The organism is Pseudomonas kribbensis (assembly GCF_003352185.1).
Classification (GTDB): domain Bacteria; phylum Pseudomonadota; class Gammaproteobacteria; order Pseudomonadales; family Pseudomonadaceae; genus Aquipseudomonas; species Aquipseudomonas kribbensis.
Map to the genome: position 1 here is coordinate 1,504,575 of NZ_CP029608.1, position 21,942 is coordinate 1,526,516.

The 21,942-nt window shown below is 60.5% G+C and carries 21 protein-coding genes; 5 read left to right on the forward strand and 16 right to left on the reverse strand.

Annotated features, from left to right (window positions below):
- Positions 1-39: 39 nt before the first annotated feature.
- Positions 40-1,227 carry a Na+/H+ antiporter NhaA gene (gene nhaA / locus DLD99_RS06930; RefSeq protein WP_085729906.1) on the reverse strand — a complete coding sequence of 396 codons (1,188 nt, stop codon included), beginning with the start codon at positions 1,225-1,227 and terminating at the stop codon, positions 40-42.
- A gap of 246 nt (positions 1,228-1,473) precedes the next feature.
- On the opposite strand from nhaA, the gene DLD99_RS06935 reads away from it, so the two are divergent.
- Positions 1,474-2,568 (forward strand): PLP-dependent cysteine synthase family protein, encoded by a 1,095-nt coding sequence (locus DLD99_RS06935; protein ID WP_114881714.1) that lies wholly within the window; start codon positions 1,474-1,476, stop codon positions 2,566-2,568.
- A 137-nt stretch (positions 2,569-2,705) separates the two neighbouring features.
- Here the strand turns inward: DLD99_RS06935 and DLD99_RS06940 are convergent, their stop codons facing one another.
- Together DLD99_RS06940 and DLD99_RS06945 are read right to left on the reverse strand one after the other, a co-directional pair.
- On the reverse strand, positions 2,706-4,319 hold the full coding sequence (locus DLD99_RS06940) for an NAD(P)/FAD-dependent oxidoreductase (protein ID WP_114881715.1): 1,614 nt from the start codon (positions 4,317-4,319) through the stop codon (positions 2,706-2,708).
- A gap of 95 nt (positions 4,320-4,414) precedes the next feature.
- A complete protein-coding gene (locus DLD99_RS06945) occupies positions 4,415-5,068 on the reverse strand; it encodes a COG3650 family protein (protein ID WP_114881716.1) in 654 nt (217 codons plus the stop codon).
- Positions 5,069-5,231: 163 nt separating this feature from the next.
- Between DLD99_RS06945 and DLD99_RS06950 the strand changes: the two genes are divergently transcribed.
- A complete protein-coding gene (locus DLD99_RS06950; protein ID WP_114886612.1) occupies positions 5,232-5,591 on the forward strand; it encodes a hypothetical protein in 360 nt (119 codons plus the stop codon).
- Between the two features lie 42 nt (positions 5,592-5,633).
- Here the strand turns inward: DLD99_RS06950 and DLD99_RS06955 are convergent, their stop codons facing one another.
- Positions 5,634-6,233, reverse strand: coding sequence for a short chain dehydrogenase (locus DLD99_RS06955; RefSeq protein WP_085712951.1), 600 nt, complete (start codon positions 6,231-6,233; stop codon positions 5,634-5,636).
- Positions 6,234-6,336: 103 nt separating this feature from the next.
- Between DLD99_RS06955 and DLD99_RS06960 the strand changes: the two genes are divergently transcribed.
- The gene (locus DLD99_RS06960; RefSeq protein WP_085712952.1) at positions 6,337-7,251 is read left to right on the forward strand and encodes a LysR family transcriptional regulator; all 915 of its coding nucleotides are present in this window, start codon (positions 6,337-6,339) and stop codon (positions 7,249-7,251) included.
- On the opposite strand, the gene DLD99_RS06965 is transcribed toward DLD99_RS06960, so the two are convergent.
- The 9 genes from DLD99_RS06965 to DLD99_RS07010 all read right to left on the reverse strand — a co-directional run bounded on the left by DLD99_RS06965 (position 7,242) and on the right by DLD99_RS07010 (position 14,848).
- Complete coding sequence (locus DLD99_RS06965; protein ID WP_114881717.1) at positions 7,242-7,715, reverse strand: DoxX family protein; 474 nt, start codon at positions 7,713-7,715, stop codon at positions 7,242-7,244. The two genes, DLD99_RS06960 and DLD99_RS06965, sit on opposite strands and share 10 nt — an antisense overlap.
- Complete coding sequence (locus tag DLD99_RS06970; protein ID WP_114881718.1) at positions 7,712-8,470, reverse strand: HvfC/BufC N-terminal domain-containing protein; 759 nt, start codon at positions 8,468-8,470, stop codon at positions 7,712-7,714. Before DLD99_RS06970 ends, DLD99_RS06965 begins: the two co-directional genes overlap by 4 nt.
- The gene (gene bufB, locus DLD99_RS06975) at positions 8,467-9,354 is read right to left on the reverse strand and encodes an MNIO family bufferin maturase (RefSeq protein WP_114886614.1); all 888 of its coding nucleotides are present in this window, start codon (positions 9,352-9,354) and stop codon (positions 8,467-8,469) included. Before bufB ends, DLD99_RS06970 begins: the two co-directional genes overlap by 4 nt.
- A gap of 25 nt (positions 9,355-9,379) precedes the next feature.
- Complete coding sequence (locus DLD99_RS06980) at positions 9,380-9,688, reverse strand: BufA1 family periplasmic bufferin-type metallophore (RefSeq protein ID WP_085712955.1); 309 nt, start codon at positions 9,686-9,688, stop codon at positions 9,380-9,382.
- Between the two features lie 158 nt (positions 9,689-9,846).
- Positions 9,847-10,548 carry an ABC transporter ATP-binding protein gene (locus DLD99_RS06985; RefSeq protein ID WP_003222380.1) on the reverse strand — a complete coding sequence of 234 codons (702 nt, stop codon included), beginning with the start codon at positions 10,546-10,548 and terminating at the stop codon, positions 9,847-9,849.
- Positions 10,549-11,316, reverse strand: coding sequence for a high-affinity branched-chain amino acid ABC transporter ATP-binding protein LivG (gene livG, locus DLD99_RS06990; protein WP_085712956.1), 768 nt, complete (start codon positions 11,314-11,316; stop codon positions 10,549-10,551).
- Entirely contained in the window at positions 11,313-12,569 is a 1,257-nt protein-coding gene (locus DLD99_RS06995; protein WP_114881719.1) for a high-affinity branched-chain amino acid ABC transporter permease LivM, read from the reverse strand. Before DLD99_RS06995 ends, livG begins: the two co-directional genes overlap by 4 nt.
- Positions 12,566-13,489 carry a high-affinity branched-chain amino acid ABC transporter permease LivH gene (gene livH / locus DLD99_RS07000; protein ID WP_085712958.1) on the reverse strand — a complete coding sequence of 308 codons (924 nt, stop codon included), beginning with the start codon at positions 13,487-13,489 and terminating at the stop codon, positions 12,566-12,568. Before livH ends, DLD99_RS06995 begins: the two co-directional genes overlap by 4 nt.
- Positions 13,490-13,720: 231 nt before the next feature.
- Entirely contained in the window at positions 13,721-14,848 is a 1,128-nt protein-coding gene (locus DLD99_RS07010; protein ID WP_085712959.1) for a branched-chain amino acid ABC transporter substrate-binding protein, read from the reverse strand.
- Positions 14,849-15,200: 352 nt separating this feature from the next.
- On the opposite strand from DLD99_RS07010, the gene DLD99_RS07020 reads away from it, so the two are divergent.
- On the forward strand, positions 15,201-15,506 hold the full coding sequence (locus DLD99_RS07020; protein WP_085712960.1) for a DUF2288 domain-containing protein: 306 nt from the start codon (positions 15,201-15,203) through the stop codon (positions 15,504-15,506).
- A 294-nt stretch (positions 15,507-15,800) separates the two neighbouring features.
- On the opposite strand, the gene DLD99_RS07025 is transcribed toward DLD99_RS07020, so the two are convergent.
- The gene (locus DLD99_RS07025) at positions 15,801-18,002 is read right to left on the reverse strand and encodes a hypothetical protein (protein ID WP_085712961.1); all 2,202 of its coding nucleotides are present in this window, start codon (positions 18,000-18,002) and stop codon (positions 15,801-15,803) included.
- A 197-nt stretch (positions 18,003-18,199) separates the two neighbouring features.
- Between DLD99_RS07025 and DLD99_RS07030 the strand changes: the two genes are divergently transcribed.
- Entirely contained in the window at positions 18,200-19,096 is an 897-nt protein-coding gene (locus DLD99_RS07030) for an NAD(P)-dependent oxidoreductase (RefSeq protein WP_208647513.1), read from the forward strand.
- On the opposite strand, the gene DLD99_RS07035 is transcribed toward DLD99_RS07030, so the two are convergent.
- Together DLD99_RS07035 and DLD99_RS07040 are read right to left on the reverse strand one after the other, a co-directional pair.
- Complete coding sequence (locus tag DLD99_RS07035; RefSeq protein WP_114881720.1) at positions 18,987-21,269, reverse strand: putative bifunctional diguanylate cyclase/phosphodiesterase; 2,283 nt, start codon at positions 21,267-21,269, stop codon at positions 18,987-18,989. The two genes, DLD99_RS07030 and DLD99_RS07035, sit on opposite strands and share 110 nt — an antisense overlap.
- Before the next feature lie 148 nt (positions 21,270-21,417).
- A complete protein-coding gene (locus DLD99_RS07040; protein WP_114881721.1) occupies positions 21,418-21,771 on the reverse strand; it encodes a YkgJ family cysteine cluster protein in 354 nt (117 codons plus the stop codon).
- Positions 21,772-21,942: the final 171 nt, after the last annotated feature.

The window sequence follows — 21,942 nt, forward strand, 5'->3', positions numbered from 1 at the left end:
GACGCGTCTCTAAAGACGTGGGGATTGTTCGCTACGGCATCAGGAAGGCAGCGCGGTGTTCTTTCTGCTTGCCGCCAGGGTCACCGCATAACCGATCAATGCTGCGAACACTGAGCCGGTGAGAATGCCCATCCGGTCCATTCCGGCGTATTCACTGGCACCCGGCACGAAGGCGAGGGAGCCGACAAACAGGCTCATGGTGAAGCCGATCCCGCAGAGGATCGCCACGCCCAGCACCTGGCCCCAATTGGCGTTCTGGGGCAGGGCGGCGATGCCGGTTTTCACGGCGAGCCAGGTCAGGCCGAACACGCCGATGGTCTTGCCCAGCAGCAGGCCGACGGCGATGCCCATCGGTACGTGGTGGGTGAAGCTTTCGGCGGTCACACCGGTCAGCGACAAACCGGCGTTGGCGAAGGCGAAAAGCGGCAGGATGCCGTAGGCCACCCATGGGTGCAGCGCATGTTCCAGGGTCAGCAGCGGCGAAGGTTCGGCGTTTTTCGTGCGCAGCGGAATGCAGAACGCCAGGGTCACGCCGGCCAGCGTCGCGTGGACACCGCTCTTGAGCACGCAGACCCACAGGATCAACCCGATGATCATGTACGGCCCGAGCTTGACCACCCCGAGCCGGTTCATCGCCACCAGCGCCGCAATGCACGCCGCCGCCAGACCCAGCGACAGGGTCGAGAGTTCGCCGGAATAGAAGATCGCGATGATCACGATCGCGCCAAGGTCGTCGATGATCGCCAGGGTCATCAGGAACAGCTTCAGCGACACCGGCACCCGTTTGCCGAGCAAGGCCAGCACGCCGAGGGCGAAGGCGATGTCGGTGGCGGTGGGGATCGCCCAGCCATCGAGGGCGGCCGGGTTGTCGCGGTTGAGGAACCAGTAGATCAGCGCCGGCACCAGCATGCCGCCGATGGCCGCCGCGCCGGGCAGGACGATCTGCGACGGTTTCGACAGCTGGCCGTCGAGCACTTCACGCTTCACTTCCAGGCCGATGAGCAGGAAGAACAGCGCCATCAGGCCGTCGTTGATCCACAGCAGCAGGGGTTTGGCGATTTTCAATGCGCCGATCTGCGCGACCACCGGGGTGTCGAGCAGGCCGGTGTACAGCCACGACAGCGGCGAGTTGTTGATGATTAGAGCCAGGATGGCCGCGGCGATCAGTAACAGACCGCTGGCAGCTTCCAACTGAAAGAAACGCGTGAAAGTGCTACGCAGAGGCAAGGTCGCTCTCCATCGATAAAGTCAAAAGGTGGGACACCCTAACCCGTACTGTTAGTTGTTAAAACAAAAGTTATATTCTTTTTTGTTATATATGGTTACAAGGCGCCTGCCAGACCTGCAGCAGAGCCTAGCAGTTGCCGACGGTATTGAAGTTCAGCTGTATCTGTCAGTGCGGTGGGATTTTTCCTAAGCTTGGGGGCTAAGCCTGTGAAGGCACTTCTGCCCGATTCAACGAGAACAACAGCCATGAGCGACAACCGACAGTGGGCCCGCGAAGCCATCCGGATCATCGAAGCGGACTTCCAGCGCAGCGCCGACACCCACCTGATCCCCTTGCCGCTGCCGGGGTTTCCGGGCATCGAGTTGTATTTCAAGGACGAATCCAGCCATCCCACTGGCAGCCTCAAGCATCGGCTGGCCCGTTCGCTGTTTCTCTACGCCTTGTGTAACGGCTGGCTCAAGCCCGGCGCGCCGGTGATCGAGGCGTCCAGCGGTTCGACGGCGATTTCCGAAGCGTACTTTGCGCGGATGCTTGGGCTGCCGTTCATTGCGGTGATGCCGGCGACCACGTCCAAGGAGAAGATTGCGCAGATCGCTTTCTACGGCGGCAAGAGCCATCTGGTGGACGATCCGACCCAGATCTACGCCGAATCCGAACGTCTGGCCCGGGAGCATGACGGCCACTTCATCGACCAGTTCACCTACGCCGAGCGCGCCACCGACTGGCGGGCGAACAACAACATCGCCGAGTCGATCTTCCAGCAGATGCGCTACGAGCAGCACCCATGCCCGGCGTGGCTGATTTCCAGCCCCGGCACCGGCGGCACCACCGCGACCCTCGGTCGTTACGTGCGTTATCGCCAGCACTGCACTCGCGTGCTGTGCGCCGATGCCGAGCGTTCGGTGTTCTTCGACTTTTACCAGACCGGTGATGCCAGCCTGCGTCTGGACCACGGTTCGCGGATCGAAGGCATCGGCCGGCCTCGGGTGGAAGCTTCGTTCCTGCCGAAGGTAATCGATGCGATGGTCAAGGTGCCTGATGCCTTGTCGCTGGCGGCCATGCATTACTTGGCGCAACGTCTGGGCCGGCATGTCGGTGGGTCGAGCGGCACCAACCTGATCGGCGCGCTGATGGCGGCTCAGCAGATGAAAGCGGCGGGGGAGTCGGGGTCGATCGTGGCGATCCTGTGCGATGGCGGCGAGCGCTACGCGGACACCTATTACGATCAGGCGTGGCTCAAGGCGCAGGGCTATGAGCTGGAGGGATTGATGGCGGCCGTGGCGGCGAGTGCCGAGAAGGGTGAAGTGCTCCCGGCCTCGGTTCTGCGCGCCAATATCTAAAGCCAACAGCTGAAACCAATGTGGGAGCGAGCCTGCTCGCGATGGCGATAGACCAGTCAACATTTCTGTTGAAGGTCAAACCACTATCGCGAGCAGGCTCGCTCCCACAGGTTTTTTATCACTTCAAAGCTTGTTTATCAGGCCTCGAGACCCAGGATGTCACGCGCCACAGCTTCCGCGATACGAATCCCGTCAACGCCCGCCGACAGAATCCCGCCCGCATAACCCGCGCCTTCACCGGCCGGGAACAGACCTTTGACGTTCATGCTCTGCAGCGACTCGTTCCGCGTGATCCGCAGCGGCGACGAAGTCCGCGTCTCGATCCCGGTCAGCACCGCATCGTGCAGCGAATAACCGCGAATCTGCTTCTCGAACGCCGGCAGGGCCTCGCGAATTGCTTCGATGGCAAAGTCCGGCAAGGCCAGGGCCAGATCACCCAATGCCACACCCGGCTTGTACGAAGGCTCAACCTCGCCCAGCTCGGTGGACGGCGTGCCGTTGATGAAGTCGCCGACCAGTTGCGCCGGCGCCTTGTAATCGCTGCCGCCGAGGATGAAAGCGTGGGATTCCAGACGCTCCTGCAACTCGATCCCGGCCAGCGGGCCGCCCGGATAATCGACTTCCGGGGTGATGCCGACGACGATGCCGGAGTTGGCGTTGCGCTCGTTACGCGAGTACTGGCTCATGCCGTTGGTGACCACGCGGTTCGGCTCGGAGGTCGCCGCCACCACGGTGCCGCCCGGGCACATGCAGAAGCTGTAGACCGAACGGCCGTTTTTGGCGTGGTGCACCAGTTTGTAGTCGGCAGCGCCGAGTTTCGGGTGACCGGCGTATTTGCCCAGTCGCGCGCGGTCGATCAGCGATTGCGGGTGCTCGATGCGGAAACCCACCGAAAACGGCTTGGCTTCCATGAACACGCCACGGCTGTGGAGCATGCGGAAGGTATCGCGGGCACTGTGGCCCAGCGCCAGAATCACGTGTTTCGAATGCAGGGTTTCGCCGCTGGCCAGTTCGACGCCGACCAGTTGGCCGTCTTCGATCAGCACATCGGTGACGCGCTCCTGGAAGCGTACTTCGCCACCCAGGGCACGGATCTCTTCACGCATGGTCTCGACCATGCCGGTCAGACGGAACGTACCGATGTGCGGCTTGCTGACGTAGAGGATTTCTTCCGGCGCGCCGGCCTTGACGAACTCGTGCAAGACTTTGCGGCCGAGGAATTTCGGATCCTTGATCTGGCTGTACAGCTTGCCGTCGGAGAACGTGCCCGCGCCGCCTTCGCCGAACTGCACGTTGGACTCGGGGTTGAGCACGCTTTTGCGCCACAGGCCCCAGGTGTCCTTGGTGCGCTGGCGCACTTCGGTGCCGCGTTCGAGGATGATCGGCTTGAAGCCCATCTGCGCCAGCAGCAGGCCGGCGAAGATCCCGCACGGGCCGAAACCGACCACGATCGGGCGCTGGTTCAGGTCGCTTGGCGCCTGGCCGACGAATTTGTAGCTGACATCCGGCGCCACGTTGACGTTGCGGTCATCGGCGAACTTGCCCAGCACCTTGGCCTCGTCGCGCACTTCGAGGTCGATGGTGTAGATGAAGCACAGTTCGGAAGACTTTTTGCGCGCATCGTAGCTGCGCTTGAACAAGGTGAAATCGAGCAGGTCATCGCTGGCGATGCCCAGGCGTTGCACGATTGCAGCGCGCAGGTCTTCGTCGGGATGGTCGATCGGCAGCTTGAGTTCAGTGATTCGTAACATGACAGGATCCGGTTCGCGGGGCGCACAACTGCGCCAGGGCGTTTGAAGGCGGCGATTATAAGCCGCAACGGCCGGATCCCGTGAGGGTAAAACGATCAGTCGTTGCGCGAACCGCCGAAATACCCGCAACCGCGCTGCACCTTGCCGTCGATGCGCAACTCGGCGCTCATGTGCTGCACGCTGCCGGTGTTGCTGTCGACGCAGCGTTGCGGCGCCACCCACAGTTCGATGTGCTGGTTGTTGGCTTCGCTGCTGAGGTTGAAACGACCGTCGCCCAACTGTTCTTCAACATAGGGCACAGCGAGCGGTGGCTGGCCTTCGCGATCGATGACCATGCCTTTGCCGCTGACCTTGACGTTCCATTCCGGGCCATGGCCGGCGGCGCGCAGGATCAGTTGCTTGAAGTTCGGATCATCGCAAGCGGTGCCGGAGCGTTCGACGCGATAGAGCTGGGTCAGGTCGAGACGGTCACCGGCGATCTTGCCGCGCACGTCGGCGAACAGCTTGCCCTGCTGGTCGGCCAGGGTGGCGGCCTCTTGCAGAATGCTGGTGCCGCCGATGTCGTTAACCACGTACTGACGCTGCTCACCGCATGACTGGAACACCAGTTTTCCGTCGGCAGCGGTCAGTTGCCCCTGCATCCGCGTCTGGCCGACGTGGGAGGCGCTGGTCCGCGCACCGTCGAACAACTGGCACGCGGCAAACAGAGGGAGCAGGGCAACAACGATCAAGGAACGGGCAACACGCATCTTCGGCTCTCCAGACAAGTGCCGCCACGTTACGCAGGCTGACCGCTTATCACAACCTTGAGTTGAACTTGCCACGTACCGGAAACATTTGGCTTAACTTTGGAAGCCGGGACGAAGGACATTTGGCCGTACCTTGTCCGCCTTTTGGATGCGCGAGGTTTTTATGAAAGGATCAGGCAGGGTGCTGTTGGCGGTACTGGCAATGATGGCTGCATGGCCGTCGATGGCGGCAGAAATTGCTTTTTCATCAGAGGCGGATTTCTCCGAAATAAGCCTCGAACTCAAACGAATCGATGATCCGAATCCGCATGTCGTCGAGCTCAGTGTCACGTTGAGCCCGGATGCGCAGCATCGCCTGCAGCGGGTGACGACGGAGGCAATACACCAGCGCCTGCAGTTGTCCATCAACGGCGTTCAAGTGTCGAGCGCAACGATTCAATCGGTGATCAAAGGCCCTAGCCTGAGAATAGCCGTGCCTCGCGAGGTCGCCAGCAAGCTGCTTCCGACGCTGCTGGAGCATTAAAACCTTGATGCGACGCTGACCCAGCGCCGCATGCCGAGGCTTTCAGCCCACGTGAAATGTCTGACCTGTCTGCAGGCCTTCGACACTCTTGGCGTAGGCCAATGCCACATCCGCCGCAGGAACCGGCTTGTAGCCGCGGAAGTACGGGGCGTAGCTGCCCATGGCTTCCACCAGCACGGTCGGGCTGATCGAGTTTACGCGCAGGCCCCGTGGCAGTTCGATGGCGGCGGCACGGACGAAGCTGTCCAGCGCGCCGTTGACCAGTGCCGCCGAAGCACCGCTGCGGATCGGATCGTGGCTGAGGACGCCGGTGGTGAAGGTGAACGATGCGCCGTCGTTGGCGAATTCACGGCCGATCAGCAACAGATTGACCTGGCCCATCAGTTTGTCTTTCAGGCCGAGGGCGAAGCTGTCTTCGTTCATGTCGCCCAGCGGGGCGAAGGTTACGTTGCCGGCGGCGCAGACCAGGGCGTCGAACTTGCCGGTCTTTTCGAACAGCTTGCGGATCGATGCGCTGTCGCTGATGTCCACCTGGAAATCGCCGCTGCTGCGGCCGATGCGAATGACTTCGTGACGCTGCGACAGCTCTTTGTCCACGGCCGAACCGATGGTGCCGCCGGCGCCGATCAACAGAATTTTCATCGTGCTTGCCTCAAGTGATTGAACGAGCTTTCAGTCTAGAGTGGTTTTTTCCGCTGATAAGCGCGCTAATGGGCAACCTTTGGTTTTCAAATGGAAACAATCCATGAGCGAGATGGATGATCTGGCGGCGTTCGCGGTGTTGATCGAGGCCGGCAGTTTTACCCTGGCGGCGCAGCAACTGGGGTGCAGCAAAGGGCAACTGTCCAAGCGCATCAGTCAGCTGGAGGCGCAGTTTTCCGTGGTGCTGCTACAACGAACCACGCGCCGGTTGAGCCTGACGGCGGCCGGTGCGGCGCTGTTGCCTCAGGCTCAGGCGCTTGTCGTCCAGGTGGAAAGGGCGCGTCAGGCATTGGCGCGTTTGAAGGACGATATGGCAGGTCCCGTGCGTATGACGGTTCCGGTGTCGCTGGGGGAAACCTTCTTCGACGGCCTGGTGCTGGAGTTTTCGCAGAAATACCCCGAAGTGCAGATCGAGCTGGAGCTGAACAACAGCTATCGCGATCTCTCCCGCGATGGCTTTGATCTGGCGATCCGCACCGACGTCGCCAACGATGAGCGTCTGGTGGCCAAGCCTTTGCTGGCCTGGCAGGAAATGACCTGCGCCAGTCCGGCCTACCTAGAGCGTTTCGGCGAACCGGCGACGCCACAGGCGCTGGCCGAACATCGTTGCCTGCTCAACAGTCACTACGGCGGTCGCGAGGAGTGGCTCTATCACCAGCAGCACGAGCTGTTGCGGGTGCGGGTGTCAGGGCCGTTCGCCAGCAATCACTACAGCCTGCTGAAAAAAGCCGCACTCGCTGGCGCTGGCATCGCTCGCCTGCCGTCCTATCTGCTGCAGACGGAACTGGCTGACGGCCGATTGCGCTGGCTCCTTCGCGATTTTCAGACCCGGCGCATGCCGATGTACTTGGTGCATCCGTATCAGGGCGGGCTGCCGAAGCGCACCCAAGTGCTGGCGGACTACTTGATCGACTGGTTCAAGCGCAGCGGTGAGGCCCTGGATCGGCTTCAGCGGTAACGTCGGGCGATCAGATGATCGATCGACATTTTTCCCGGGCCGGTGGTCATCAGGTACAGCAACACTGCCGCCCAGGTTCCGTGGGTCGGGTAGGCGTCGGGGTACACGAACAGTTCGATGACCAGCGTCATGCCCAGCAATGCCAGCGCTGAAAACCTTGTGGCGAAGCCGACGAGGATCAAGACCGGAAAAAAGTGCTCGGCGAACGCCGCCATGTGCGCGGCGATTTCCGGTGACAGCAGCGGCACGTGGTATTCGCTCTGGAACAGCGGAATCGTCGAGTCCGCCAGATGTGGCCAGCCAATCTGGAATGTGCCGTCGATCAGGTCGATGGCCAGGCCCTCGACCTTGGTCTGCCCGGATTTCCAGAACACCGCCGCGATGGAAAAACGCGCGATGAAGGCAATCAGGCTGTGCGGGATTTTTTCCAGCAGCGCGATGGCGCGGGCAATGGGGTTGTTCATGGCGAAACCTTGTGATGTAAGTGAGTGATGGCCTGGCGACTGATCAACAAGGCCAGGGTCTGGCTGAGATCGAAGGCTTCGGCGGATTCCAGCGCCTCGGTCAGCGGCAGGCCGGCCTTTAGCTGGCCGATGAACTGGCTGGCGCCGGGATCCACGGCGAACACCTCGACTTCCAGTCCGTTGCGCAGGACCAGCGCCTGTTGGGCCTGATTCAGATCGATGCCGGCCAACGTGGCGTCTTGCTGGTGCGCGGCCCAGATATCCACTACGGCAAAGGCTGAATCGAGCACGTGCAGCGAAGGATGCAGGCCGATTTGCAAGCGACTCAGGCCTTCCTGATCCGCGAAGGCCGCAGCGATCTGATCCTGGCTGAGCGGCGCGATATCGGCGGCGTGATAGGCCTGGGTTCGAAGGCGTTCCAGTCGCGCGACATCGGCCAGATAAGGAATGCTCGACGCCGGCTCGAATCCGTTGATGAAGTCCGCCAGTTCACTGCCGTAGTCGCTCATCAGCGGGCTTCGTGGTGGGTGGTTTTTAATGAAAACGCTGGCCATGGCGCGGAAGAATTCCTCTCCCACCAACTGCCTCACTACGGGATAACTGTCGGCCAGTGCATTGCTCAACGAGCCTTGCACGTTGTTGCGGTACACCGCGAATCGACTGGCTGGATCGGCCCCGTTGGCGCTGCACAATCCGTCGGGGCAGGGCAGGCCGACATCGAGCAGTGCGGCGCTGAACACGGCTTGGGTGCTCATGACCGACCTCCCGCGCAAAGCAGAAGCTCGTCGGCCTGTTGTGCCTCGGCCATCAGCACATCGAAGGCCGGCACCTGATTGTCCCGTTCGATCAGCGTCGCCACCGGGCCGACGCGCTCCAGCGCCTGTCGGTACAACGCCCAGACGGCCTGATCGATCGGTGCACCGTGATCGTCGATCAGCAAGCGATCACCGAGGCTGTCGGAGTCTTCGGCAAACCCCGCCAGATGAATCTCGCCCACCGCGTGCAGCGGCAGTGCGTCGAGGTAGGCCAGGGGATCGCGCTGATGGTTGATGCACGAGACATAAATGTTGTTCACGTCCAGCAACAGACCGCAGCCGCTGCGCCGGATGACTTCACGGATGAAATCCGCTTCGTCGATCGTCGAGCGCTCGAACGCCAGATAGGTCGCCGGGTTTTCCAGCAGCATCAGGCGTTTGAGGGTGTTCTGCACCTGGTCGATGTGATCGCAGACGCGATTCAGCGTCGGCGTGTCGTAGGCCAGGGGCAATAGATCATTGAGAAACACCGGGCCGTGGCTCGACCAGGCCAGGTGTTCGGAAAAGGAGTGGGGTTGATAGCGCTCGATCAGCGCACTCAGGCGTTTGAGGTGTTGCACATCCAGCGGGCCTTCGGCACCGATGGACAGGCCGACGCCATGCAGCGACAGCGGATACGCCTCGCGGATCAAACCCAGAAAGTGATGAAACGGGCCGCCGGCCACCATGTAGTTTTCGGCGTGGACTTCGAAGAAACCGATGTCCGGTAAAGAACCGAGCACTTCACGAAAGTGCCCGGTCTTGAGCCCCAGCCCGGCACGGGGCGGGAGCCCGGTGAGGGCTGCCTGAGTGCGGGGGGAGGCATGGTCGCAGGAAGTGATCATGATCGACACTCGGGCAGCCTCCGGATCAGGACTTGGCCTTGAAGGCTTCCATCTGACCGAAACCGGTCGGCGAGGTTTTGCTTTCGGTGGTGGTGCAGGTGCCCTTCGGAACGAACTTCCAGGAATTGGCCTGGTAATCCATTTTCGCCGTGCCTGCACAGGTGGTGCCGGCGCCGGCGGCGCAGTCGTTATGACCTTTCATGGCCACGCCGAAGCATTTTTCCATGTTGCTGTTGTCGGCAGCCTGGACGGTCGAAACGGCGGCCATGCTCAGGGCAGAACCAAGGGCCAGAACCAGGGCGGTGGCGGACAGGGTGCGGGTGGTAGCAGTCATGATGTTTCTCCGGTTTCAACTTGGGTTGGAACAAGCGATGTGCGCTTGCTTACCCCACTAGAGAAACGACCTGGTGATGCGTTACAGCGATCGACAAAATATTTTTCAAAGCGCAAAAAAAAACGGCCCGAAGGCCGTTTTCTGTTTAACGCAATCGATCAACCGCCGAGGTACGCCTCGCGCACTTTCGGGTCGGTCAGCAGCGCTTCACCGGTGCCTTGCATCACCACCCGACCGTTCTCCAGAACGTACGCTCGGTCAGCGATTTTCAACGCCTGGTTGGCGTTCTGCTCGACCAGGAACACCGTCACACCGTCCTTGCGCAGCTGTTCGATGATGTCGAAGATCTGCTGGATGATGATCGGTGCCAGGCCCAGCGACGGCTCGTCGAGCAGCAGCAGTTTCGGCTTGCTCATCAGCGCTCGGCCGATGGCGAGCATCTGCTGTTCGCCGCCGGACATGGTGCCGCCGCGCTGGTTGAAGCGTTCTTTCAGGCGCGGGAAAAGTCCGAGAACCTTGTCCATCTGTTCCTGATAGTCGCCCTTGTCGGTGAAGAATCCGCCCATGGACAGGTTCTCTTCGACGGTCAGACGGGCAAACACCCGACGACCTTCAGGCACCACGGCGATGCTCTTGCGCATGATCTGCGACGAGTCCTGGCCGACCAGTTCCTCACCCATGTAACGGATGCTGCCGCTGTGGGCCTGCGGCGAACCGCACAGCGTCATCAGCAGTGTGGATTTGCCGGCACCGTTGGCGCCGATCAGCGTCACGATTTCGCCCTGGCGGACTTCGACGTTGACGCTGTGCAGGGCCTGGATCTTGCCGTAGAAGGTGGAAACGTTTTCGAACTGCAGCATTTACGCTTCCCCCAGGTAGGCTTTGATCACTTCAGGATTGTCGCGGATCTGTTCCGGCGTGCCGTCGGCCAGAGGCGTGCCCTGGTTGATCACGACGATGTGGTCGGAAATGCTCATGACCAGTTTCATGTCGTGTTCGATCAGCAGCACGGTGACGTTGTGCTCTTCACGCAGCACGCTGATCAGCGCCTTCAGGTCTTCGGTTTCCTTCGGGTTCAGACCGGCGGCCGGTTCGTCGAGCATGAGGATCCGCGGACGGGTCATCATGCAGCGGGCGATTTCCAGACGACGTTGCTGACCGTAAGCCAGCGTGCCGGCCGGACGGTTGGCGAACTCCTTGAGGTTGACCTTGTCCAGCCAGTACTCGGCGTACTCCATGGCCTCGCGTTCGCTTTTGCGGAACGCCGGGGTCTTGAACAGACCGGCCAGGAAGTTGGTGTTCAGGTGACGGTGCTGGGCGATCAACAGGTTCTCGACCGCTGTCATGTCCTTGAACAACCGCACGTTCTGGAAGGTGCGCACCACGCCCTTGAGGGCGATCTTGTGGCCAGGCAGGCCTTCGATCGGCTCGCCATCGAGCTTGATGCTGCCGCCGCTCGGCTTGTAGAAACCGGTCAGGCAGTTGAACACGGTGGTCTTGCCCGCGCCGTTAGGCCCGATCAGCGCCACCACTTGTTTCTCTTTCACGGTCAGGGCCACACCGTTGACCGCCAGCAGGCCGCCGAAGCGCATGCTCAGATTTTCGACTTTCAGGATCTCGCGGCTCATTTGCGCAGCTCCATGTGAGGACGTTGCATGGGCAGCAGACCTTGAGGTCGCCAGATCATCATCAGCACCATCAGGGCGCCGAACATCAGCATGCGGTACTCACTGAACTCACGCATCATTTCCGGCAACAGGATCATCACGACCGCCGCCAGTACCACACCCAGCTGCGAGCCCATGCCGCCCAGCACCACGATGGCGAGAATGGTCGCCGACTCGATGAAGGTGAAGGACTCCGGTGTCACCAGACCCTGACGGGCGGCGAAGAAGCTGCCGGCGAAACCGGCGAAGCAGGCGCCCAGGGTGAACGCCGAAAGCTTGATGATCGTCGGGTTCAGACCCAGCGCGCGGCAAGCGATCTCGTCCTCGCGCAACGCTTCCCAGGCACGGCCCAGGGGCATGCGCAGCAAGCGGTTGATGACGAATAGCGCGAACAGCGACAGCAACACCGCGATCAGGTAAAGGAAAATCACCTTGTTCACCGGGTTATAGGTCAGGCCGAAGTACTCGTGGAAGGTCTGCATCCCCTCTGCGGCCGTCTTGTCGAAGGTCAATCCGAAAAGCGATGGCTTGGGAATGTTGCTGATGCCGTTCGGGCCGCCGGTGATGTCGGTGAGGTTACGCAGGAACAGACGGATGATTTCACCGAAGCCCAGCGTCACGATCGCCAGATAGTCACCGCGCAGACGCAGGACCGGGAAACCGAGCAGGAAGCCGAAGGTGGCCGCCATCAGACCGGCGATCGGCAGGCAGATCCAGAAGCTCAGGCCGTAGTAATGCGACAACAGCGCATAACTGTAGGCGCCGACGGCATAGAAGCCGACGTAACCGAGGTCGAGCAGGCCTGCCAGGCCGACCACGATGTTCAGGCCCAGGCCGAGCATCACGTAGATCAGCACCAGCGTCGCGATATCCACCGCGCCGCGAGAACCGAAGAACGGCCAGACCAGCGCACCGATGATCAACGCAATGATGATCCAGCGCTGGGTGGTCGGCAGGGTCAGGAAGCTGCTGGCCTTGGCCGGCATCTTCGGCAGGCTCGGCGAGGATTTCCACGCCGCGCCGATCTGCTGGTCGAACAGCACGCGCAGGAACATCAATACCGAGCAGACGGCGATGGTGATCAGTGTCGAGGTACTGGTGCCATGCACTTCGAGGTTGATGCCGACGATGGTCAGCTTCAGACCGAGTACCGGGTAGGCCACCGCCCACACCAGCAGGGCGCTGAACAGCGCCTGTTTAAGATTCCTAGTCATACTTTCTCAACCTCCGGACGACCCAACAGGCCGGTTGGCCGGAACAACAGCACCAGAACCAGCAGGCCGAACGCCACGACGTCCTTGTACTGGTCGCCGAAGATATCGGCACCAAAGGCTTCCGCCACACCGAGCACCAGTCCGCCGAGCATGGCGCCGGGAATGCTGCCGATGCCGCCCAGTACCGCGGCGGTGAAGGCCTTGAGGCCGACGAGGAAACCGGCGTTCGGGTTGATCACGCCGTATTGCATGCTCAGCAGCACGGCCGCGACGGCCGCCAGCGCAGCACCGATGACGAAGGTCAGGGCGATGATGTTGTTGGTGTTGATGCCCAGCAGGTTGGCCATCTTGATGTCTTCGGCACAGGCGCGGCAGGCGCGGCCCAGGCGAGAGCGGGAGATGAACAGCGTCAGGCCGAGCATGGCGACCAGGGTCACCACGAACACCACGATTTGCATGTAGGAAATCAGCACTTCATGTGCGCCACCTGGCCCGATGGAGAAGTTGCCGGGGATCAGGTTGGGGATGGATTTGTCCTTGGAGTCTTGCGCCAGCAGAACCGTGTTCTGCAGGAAGATCGACATACCGATGGCGGAAATCAGCGGGATCAGACGGTTGCTGCCGCGCAAGGGGCGGTAGGCGACCCGTTCGATGCTGTAACCGTAGGCACTGGTCACGACGATAGTTGCGAGAAAAGCGGCGGTCATCAACAGCGGAACGCTGTCGAGTCCCATCATGGACAGCCCGGCGATGGCGATGAATGCCACGTAGGAGCCGATCATGTACACCTCGCCATGGGCGAAGTTGATCATTCCAATGATGCCGTAGACCATCGTATAGCCGATGGCGATCAGGGCATACGTGCTGCCAATGGTCATGCCATTAACCAGCTGTTGGAAGAAGTGATAGATGTCAGGCATTACAGCGCTCCTAAAAACCTGATACGCATTTCACTGGTGGAGTCATTTTCCCGCCCGGCCCCGTGGATCTTTATCCACTTCGAATCCGGGTTTTGCCAGCGAACCGCTGATGACGGTTTTGAGATTTTCAGGTGGGGAGACTGGCGGATCACGCCAGCGCGGCCCAATACATTCGTAAAACAAAGCCCACGGCACGCCGTGGGCTTTATTGGCAGTCAGTCAGGCAGCGCCTTACTGAGGCGAAACTTCGGTTTTAGGTTTGCCGAAGTGCCACTCGTAGACCACGAATTTGAAGTCCTTCAGGTCGCCCTTGGCGTCGAAGCTCAGGTCGCCGGTAGGGGTCTTGAAGGTGCCTGCGTGAATGGCGGCGGCCACTTTGGCAGGGTCTTCGGATTTGGCAGCGGTGATACCCTGGGCAATCACTTCAACCGCCGAGTAGGAAGGGAACACGAACGGGCCGCTCGGGTCTTCTTTCTTCGCCTTGAAGTCTTCAGCCAGCTTCTGGTTGGCCGGATCCTGGTCGAAGGACTTCGGCAGGGTCACCAGCAGGCCTTCGGACGCATCCTTGGCGATCTGCGAGATGGAGTCGTTACCCACGCCTTCCGGACCCATGAACTTGGCTTTCAGGCCTTTTTCCTGGGACTGACGCAGGATCAGGCCCAGCTCAGGGTGGTAGCCGCCGTAGTAGACGAAGTCGACGTTGGCTTGCTTGAGCTTGGAGATCATCGAGGAGAAGTCTTTGTCGCCGGCGTTCACGCCTTCGAACACGGCAACCTTGACGCCCTTGCCTTCCAGGGTTTTCTTCACGGCGGTGGCGATGCCTTCGCCGTATTGCTGTTTGTCGTGCAGGACAGCAACGATTTTCGGTTTCACGTGATCGGCAATGTAGTTACCGGCGGCAGGGCCCTGGGCGCTGTCCAGACCGATGGTGCGGAACACCATTTTGTAACCGCGGCTGGTGATGTCCGGGCTGGTGGCAGCCGGGGTGATCATGATCACGCCTTCGTCTTCGTAAACGTCCGAAGCAGGCTGAGTGGAGCTGGAGCACAGGTGACCGACCACGAACTTGACGCCGTCGTTGACGACCTTGTTCGCAACGGCTACCGCTTGTTTCGGATCGCAAGCGTCATCGTATTCAACGGCTTCGAGCTTCTTGCCGTCGACGCCGCCCTTGGCGTTGATCTGTTCGATGGCCATTTTGGCGCCACTGAACTGCATGTCGCCGTACTGGGCTACCGGGCCGGTTTTAGGGCCGGCGATACCGATCTTGATGGTGTCAGCTGCGAACGAATGGCTGGCAACCCCGGCCAGTACCATAGCGGCAAACAGTTTGGAAATCTGCTTAGTAGCCTTAGTCATAGTGCTCCACTCTTACTGTTGTATTTTTTTAGAGTCCTGACGCCGTAGCAGCAGAACCGGGCTGGATATCTTCGCGATATCGTCCGGAAATGCCCCCGGCAACTGTACCGGTACAGTGTAGAGCGCCGGTTGTTGGCCTGGGAAGCTGGCGCCCAGGGGCAAATTCTGGAGATGTCGCTTTAATGAAAGAAAAAGACAGAATTGCGGCGGGGCTTTCAGAGGGCTTATGCCCCAATCATCAGCATTCCTTGGCTTTCCTGCGCTTTTCGTTCGGTACAGCCTTTTGCTACCGGGTTTTTCTGCCGGACCACCGACGTTATCATTCGCGCCGATTTCTTTTCCGGACAGTCCCATGAATCAAGAACCTAGCACCCTCTATGCCAAGCTGCTTGGTGAAACCGCATCTATTACCTGGAAAGAGCTGGAGCGCTTCTACGCTCAGGGTGCCCTATTGTGGGTCGACGCTGACCTGGATTTGATCGCCGTGGCCGAGGCCGTGGCATCGGATCAGGGCGAGAAAGTCGCTGCCTGGCTGGCCGAAGACAAGGTCGCCAAGCTGTCTGAAACGCGGGCGCTGGATATTTTCGAACGTGATCCCGAGATGTGGGCGGTGGTGGTGCGGCCGTGGATTCTGGTCCAGGAAAGGGCGTCGGCCTGAGGGGTTGCACCTCGTTGGTGCGCGTGATGGCCGGGGAAAAGTGTGTAGCCGAGTAGCGTGATGGCACGTTGCCGTAGAGAAATGCCACAGGCGGGGGTGGCATAACGGTGACGTAAACGTAACGGGCACAGTTTATTGAGCAGCCTTCGGGCTGCTTAATTGTTTCTGGATGTTGGAAGGCTGAATAAATCGGGGGAATTCGAGGGCCTCATCGCGAGCAGGCTCGCTCCCACAGGGAAACAAATTCCAATGTGGGAGCGAGCCTGCTCGCGATGGGGTCGCCTCTTTCCGGGGTCAGACCGAGTAAGTCTTGCCGGTGTGATTGTTGAGCGAAATAACCTTGGTCTTGCCGATCCGGTGGCGATAGATCTCGCGCAGGTACTTGATCGACTTCTTCACGCAATCGCGCGACAGGCGAATGTCGTTGATCGAGACAAACTTCTCTTTGTCGTTGATCAGCTCGCGGTACTTCTTCTCGTACATCGGCTTGATCGCGTACCAGTTGGTATCGAGGATCTTCGCCGGGTTCTCGAATTCGTTGAGCAGGTCATCGATACGTTCTTCGTCGAATTCTTCGTTGATGATGAAGTCGAGGATCGAGTTGTCGAGGGTCTCGTCGAAACGGTACGGATTCTTCGCGAAGCAACGCTTGATGAACGCCACGATCAGGGTCAGGAAGTCGTCCGACAGGCACGGGCTCTTGGCGATCAGTGTGGTCAGCGACAGGTTGGCCGAAGCACCGATCACCAGCGCGTAGCGCTTGAGCGTGGTGTTGGGGAACAGGCTGTTGAGGTGGGTCTTCAACCGGTTCAGGTCCATGTACGACAGCTTGTAGTCTTTCGGCAGCGAAACGATCGAGACCACCGACGAGCAGTTCTTGAAGAAGTGCAGGTCGTGCAGCGCGGCGGCGTCGTAGCCGGAATTCTTGTACTGCTCAAGCGAGGCGCGATAACGCTTGGATTCGATCGGCAGCAGGCTGATGCCTTCGATGGCCTGGGTCACCTTGTTGAAGTGCGGCAGGTCGATGGAGCGGAAGAACAGGTCGTCGATGTTCAGGCGCTGCGGCTCTTTGTCGAACACCTTGAACTTGTCGCTGCTCGGCGGCGGGGTTTCCGGCACCACGGATTCGGCGTAGGCAATCGCCACCGGACCGGCCAGGCTCATGAACAGGTCGTTGGCGTCCAGGCGAATGGTCTCGCCGATGTCGATGCCGGCGCGACGGAAATAGTTCTGGTCGTAGTCGGTCGTAACCGCCTGGGCCGTCAGAATGTTGAAGATCTGCTGCGAGATGTACTGGTTGGCGTGCTTCTCCATCGCATTGACATCAATGTTCTGGATGTTGCCGTCATCGCTCTCTTCGGCGTAACGCATGATGTCGTTGGAGATCAGCATCATCGCGTTCCATGGGCGGATACGACCCATGACGCTGGCTTCGCTGCTGTCTTCGTTGGCGAAGTTGTACGAGAAATCCCATTCTTCCGAGAGGTATTTGCACAGCAGGCGACCGGCGTTGATGTGCAGCGCCTCGGACATTTCGCTGCGATGGTCGGAAATGTTCGGCAGCACGCAGATGCCGCTGGTGAAGATCGGCTCGAACACGAACGAATGACCGCTCTTGCCGTCATGTTCGTCCATCGGCTTGGTGTCGAACGTCTTGTTCATGTACGAGTGCTGCTGGGCCAGGCCGAATTCCGAGGCCATGCCCGAACCGGTACCGCCGCCGGCACTGAAGATCGAGAAGTACAGGCGCGACTGGTTGGCCTTGATGCCGCAGCTGTCGATCAGGTACGAGTGGATCATTTTCCAGTCGGGGCTGGAGAAGCGCTGGGTGTCCTTGTTCAGGATGATCTTCGCCAGGTACTGGCCGAGGATCGGCGCGTTACCGGCGCCACCGGCGTGGACTTCGGACAAGTCCATGATCTTCATTTTGCTGTAGTCGCGCAGGAAGCCGCTCTTTTCACCCTTGCGCGAGAAGCGGATGCGTCCGGCAATGTCCTTGTCGAGGTCGCCGAGCATCACCAGCGGCTCAACCAGGAACACCGGTTTGGTCGACTTGTTCGGGCCGATCCGCAGGTTTTGCTTGATCCACTGGGCCGGGCTGTAGCCTTTGTCGGAGGCCAGGCGACGGTCAGCCACGCGGTCTTCGTTGTTGAATTCGTTGAGGTAGAACTTGCGCGCGTTGTACACCAGCTCCGCCACGTCGAGGGCGATGTTGGAGCCGCAGCGACCGAGGCCGATCAGGCACACCGACGGGAATTCCTGGTCATTGTGCTGCTCGTTGTCGCCTTCCAGGTGCGGCGGGCGCGGGAATACCAGGTCACGCAGGCCGTCGAGGTTATCGAGGATGCGGTCAGTGTTGGTTTCGGTGAAGTACAGGTATTGCTGGGTGCCCAGAGGGCGCGAAGGAGGCAATGGCTTCATCGGGGCAGGGCTGTTCGCCGCAGGGCTCAGGGTCAGATCGGATACCGCAGTGGCCGGATTGTTTTTAGAAGTCATTGTGCGCCATTTACCTGGACTGGTTGGCTCGGCGACCACTGTCGTCGAGCCTCACGGAATGGGAATCTCGCGTCTTTTTGCTGCGCGTATTTGGCCCGTGCGTCAGGGTCTTTGCCTGTGTGTCGCACGGGGGAATCCTTTCCTGATTGATGATGGATCGGCCATTATTCGGCGATCTTTAATCAAAAGGAGGCTAAATGATGTCAACGCTACCTTCGTTGGGGTTTGCCGGAATCGGACTGATGGGGCTGCCGATGTGCCGGCGTCTGCTGGCGGCGGGTTATCCGCTGACGGTGTGGAACCGCAACCCGGACAAGTGCGCGCCGCTGGTCGAGGCGGGTGCCCGGCAAGTCGCGACCCCGGCCGAACTGTGCGGGCAGGCCGACGTGGTGATGCTCTGCCTGGCCGATACGGCGGTGGTCCGCGAGGTGGTGTTTGGCCCGGCCGGCGTTGCCGAAGGCGCAAAAAGCGGTCAGTTGCTGGTGGACTTTTCCAGCCTTGAGCCGACGGCGACGCGCGAGATGGCAGCAGAACTGGCGCAAAAGACCGGCATGGCCTGGCTCGACTCACCGGTGTCCGGCGGTGTCGTTGGCGCGGAGGCCGGCAGCCTGGCGATCATGGTCGGTGGTGATGCCGTAGATCTTGATCGGGTTCGCCCGGTGTTGCTCACTCTCGGTCAGCGCGTCACGCACATGGGCGGCGTCGGCGCCGGTCAGGTGACCAAGGCCTGCAATCAGATGATCGTTGCCTGCAATGCGCTGGTGATCGCCGAAGTGGTCGCGCTGGCCAAGCAGTCCGGGGTCGACGCCAGCCTGATTGCCGAGGCGCTGGCCGGTGGTTTTGCCGATTCGAAGCCGCTGCAGATCCTCGCCCCGCAAATGGCCGACAGCCGTTTCGAGCCGGTGAAATGGCACGTGCGCACGCTGCTCAAGGATCTCGATACGGCGGTGAAGTTTTCCCGTGAAGTCGGCTCGGCCACGCCGATCAGCGGATTGGCCGCACAACTGATGCGCCTGCATGGGGCGCAGGGCTTTTTGGAGAGAGATCCATCGACACTGGTGAAAATGTACCGCGAGCCAGCGTCAGCGGATTGACCGGGTGGGCGTGTTTGCGCTGATTGATCTCTTCGAGGACCGGGCGCAGTTCGTGCAGCGGCACCGGACGGCTGAGCAGGTAACCTTGAATGAAGTCGCAGCCTGAACGCTCGAGGAATTCATATTGCTCCAGGCTTTCCACGCCTTCGGTGACCACCTGCAAGTGCAGGGTGTGGGCCATGACGATGATCGCCTGGACGATTTCCATGTCGGCGGTAGCCTTGGGGATGTCGAGGATGAACGAGCGATCGACTTTCAAGGTGTTGAGCGGCAGACGCTTGAGATAGGCCAGGGACGAATAACCGGTGCCGAAGTCATCGATCGACAGCGACACGCCCAGAGCGCGGATCTGCCGCAACAGCACCAGCGTATTGGCGATGTTGCCCATCAGGGCGTTCTCGGTCACCTCCAGCTCAAGGCGTTCAGGGGCGACGCCGGCGCTGCGCAAGGCGCGTTCGATTTCATTGGCCAGTTCTTCCCGGGCCAGGTTCAGGGGTGAGCAGTTCCAGGCGATCTTCAGGTCATCGCAGCCGTGGCGCGACAGTTCGCCAAGGTCTTCACAGGCCTTGCGCAGCACCCAATTGTCCAGTTCGGCGATCAGGCCATTGTTTTCGGCGATGGCAATAAAACGGTCCGGAGTCAGCAGGCCATGTAACGGATGCTGCCAGCGAATCAGCGCTTCGAGCTTGGTGACCTTGCCGGTCTTCAGTTCGAAGATCGGCTGGTAATACAGCATCAACCCGTTCTCTTCGCGCAGGGCATGGCGCAGTTCTTCCTCCAGTTGCAGTTCCAGGCTGGCGCGGTTTTTCAGGTTGGAATCGAAAAAGTGCACGCCGTTGCGCCCGGCACCCTTGGATTGATACAGCGCCAGATCCGCGTGCTTGAGCAGTTCCTCGCAAGTGGTGCCGTCCTCGGGAAACAGGCTGATACCGATACTGGTGGTCATCACCATGCGTCGCCCGGCCAGTTCGATCGGTTCTTTCATCTTGAGCATGATGCGTTGGGCCAGGTTGCGTGCTTCCTCGCGGTCGCGCAGGCCGATGAGGATGCAGAACTCATCGCCGCCGAAACGCGCGACCACGTCTTCATGGCCACGTACCGAACCTTTGATGTGCTGGGCGATGACCTTGAGCAACTCGTCACCGGCATCATGACCGAGGCTGTCATTGATGCGCTTGAAGTGGTCGATGTCGAGAAACATCACCGCGAGCATGCCGCCCTCGGTGGATTTCTGGCTGAGCTTCTCGGCAAAGAGCTGGTTGAAGCCGCGACGGTTGATCAGGTTGGTCAGGGCGTCGTAATTGGCGGCCTGTTGCAGCGACATCCGCGCCTGATCGAGCTGGCTGAGCAACATGTTGACCCGACGCAGGTCTTGCTCCTTGTTCTGCAGTTTCTTGTCGGCGAGTGCGGCGCTGATGGCGCTGCCGAGGATCAGCAGGGTGATGAAGGCGACAGTGAGCCCCAGTTGCAGATGACTGGTTTCGGCCCTCAGTGTGGGAATGTTTCCCTCCGGCAGGACCAGATGCAACGCCGCCATGCCGGTGAAATGCATGCTGATGATGCCGGCCCCGAGAATCAGGGTGGCCACGTATTTGAGCATCTGGTTGTGCAGGCCGCTGCCTTCACGCAAATTCCCCGCCACCCACAGTGCGGCGAAACTGGCACCGATGGCAATCAGGATCGACAGGCCGAACAGGGTCGGCTCGTAGTAGGCGGTGGCGGCGGACTGCATGGCGGCCATGCCGACGTAATGCATGCCGGCAATGCCCAGGCCGATGACGATGGCGGTCTTGAAGTATTGCAGCAGACTGGGCTGCGGTTCGCTGAGGGTGTGCATCGCCAGCCAGGAAGCCAGCAGGGCGATCACCAGGGAGAACAGGGTAATGGCCAGGTCGTACTGGATGTCGATCGGTGTCTGGAACGCCAGCATGCTGATGAAATGCATGGCCCAGATGCCGCCGGCCAGGCAAGTGGCGCCGATCCAGCGCCAGAGCCGGCGCGATCCGGGGTCTTCGGCATGGCCGACGCGTTCCGCCATGTCGAGGGTGGCGAAACTCGCGGCACACGCCACCAGATAGGCGACCAGCACCAGCAAGGGGTTGTGTGTGCAATTGAGGATGACCTGCCCGCTCTCCGGCAGCTCGGCAACAAACTGCAAACCAAGCCACTCCATAGCATGCCCCGTCTCTGAGTGCTTCCTTACTGCGTCATCAACGCAGGCGAATGAATGCAGTATAGAGGCCGATTTCGGGGCGCAAGCCGTGGTGGCACATTGGTTCTAATGATTTTGGCATGAGCGCCATAGCGATTGGCGCTAAGGCTCAGGCGACCTCGTTCCAGTGCGGTTGCAACGGTGGCAGGCCGAAGCGGGCGCGGGCCTTGTCACAGTCAACGTTCTGTTCACCGTTTTCCCACGACGCCTCGAACTCGCGGCAGGGGCTGGAGCGCTTGTCGTAGATCGTGCAACTCACGGCCTTTCCGACCTCGCCTTCAAGCGCGGTGCAGCGCGGCGCCTTGCGGTCGGTACCGATCATGGCGACCCGGCTGGGCGTGATCTGGGTGACCAGTTCATCAGGCACGGTTCCGCCGGAGGATGCGCATTCACCCCAGAAAAATGACACACGAAAATGGGAACAGCAGGCACCGCAATTCAGACACGGACTGACATCGGACATGGGAGGGGCATCAAAGGGATTGATCGGCTGGATCCGGACGGATCCGGCGGCCATTCTAGGCTTTGCCACGGCGTTGGGAAGGGGGGCGAGAAAGTATTTTTTCATTGCCGGATTTTTCCGCAAAACCCCCGGTTTTCGGGGGATTCGAGCCTTATCAAGGGCTTACGTTTC